The following is a 1,200-nucleotide window of genomic DNA, read 5'->3' as shown; positions in this document are numbered from 1 at the left end:
ACGCCGCGGCCGATCGGCTGGATTTCGTCACGCTCCGCAGAGGGAGTGAACAACCTGGCGCCTTATTCCTTTTTTAACGCGGTCGCCTACACCCCGCCGCAGGTCATGTTTGCCTCCACCAGCAGCAAGCCGGACCAGGAAGGCACCAAGGACAGTGTGGCCAATATCGAGGCAACCGGCGTGTTCTGCGTCAACGTGGTCTCTTACGCACTGCGCGACGCGATGAACGCCAGCTCCGGCGCGCTGCCCAAAGAGACGAACGAGTTCGCCCACGCAGGGCTTGAAGCCGTGGAATGCGAAACCATTGCCTGCCCCCGCGTTGCCGCAGCCCCCGCCGCGCTGGAATGCCGGCTCACCCAAATCGTCACCCTGCCGGGCGAGGCCAACAAGGTGGTCTTCGGTGAAGTAACCGGCGTGCATCTGCGCGATGATTGCCTGCGCGACGGCGCCTTCGACGTGACCGCATTTCAGCCGTTGGCCCGTCTCGGATATCGCGACTATTCGGTGGTGCGCGACCTGTTTTCCCTGTCCCGCCCCGGCGAGTGAGGTCCTCGATGCCGCTTCCTGATTCCCGCAAGCGCAATCCGATCATCCTGCCGGACAGCACCCCGCACGCGGGCACCGTGATGCTCGCCCAGGTGCTGGATCATCCCAACATCCAGGCGGGCGACTACAGCTACGCCTCGGATTTCGACCCGCCGCAAAACTGGGCACAGCACCTGGCGCCCTACCTGTTCCCCGGCGCCCGCGAACGGCTGCAAATCGGCCGCTTCTGCCAGGTCGCGCACGGGGTGCGCTTCATCACCGCCTCGGCCAACCACGCCCAGGACGGGCTCAGCTGCTATCCCTTCCCGGTGTTCAACCCTGCGCAAATGGCGGGCTACCAGCCCGACACCCGCGACACGGTGATCGGCAATGACGTCTGGATCGGCTACAACGCGCTGATCCTGCCAGGCGCGCGCATCGGCGACGGCGCCATCATCGGCGCAGGCGCCGTGGTGCGCGGCTCCATCCCGCCTTACGCCATCGTCACCGGCAACCCCGGCACGGTGCAGAGCTTCCGCTTTTCCAAACCGCAGATCGTCCGCCTGCTCAGCCTCAAATGGTGGGATTGGCCGCCCGAGCTGATAACCCGCGCCGAGCCCGCCCTGCTCACAGGCGACCTCGACATGCTCGAAACCCTCGCCCCCGACTGAACCC

General features: G+C 65.8%; 2 protein-coding genes. Both read left to right on the top strand.

Annotated elements, in window-relative coordinates:
- A partial coding sequence (locus A2I95_RS40105; RefSeq protein WP_291737903.1) for a flavin reductase family protein occupies nucleotides 1-546 on the top strand: 546 nt, incomplete at its 5' end.
- Nucleotides 547-554: 8 nt separating this feature from the next.
- The gene (locus A2I95_RS40100) at nucleotides 555-1,196 is read left to right on the top strand and encodes a CatB-related O-acetyltransferase (protein WP_291737902.1); all 642 of its coding nucleotides are present in this window, start codon (nucleotides 555-557) and stop codon (nucleotides 1,194-1,196) included.
- Nucleotides 1,197-1,200: the final 4 nt, after the last annotated feature.

The sequence above is a fragment of the Leisingera sp. F5 genome, assembly GCF_001593695.1.
The sequence above is the reverse complement of the archived record's forward strand: the minus strand, read 5'-3'. Positions and strand labels throughout refer to the sequence as shown.

Coding starts and splice junctions, on each gene's coding strand:
- A2I95_RS40100 (WP_291737902.1), top strand. CDS start 555: ATGCCGCTTCCTGATTCCCGCAAGCGCAATCCGATCATCCTGCCGGAC.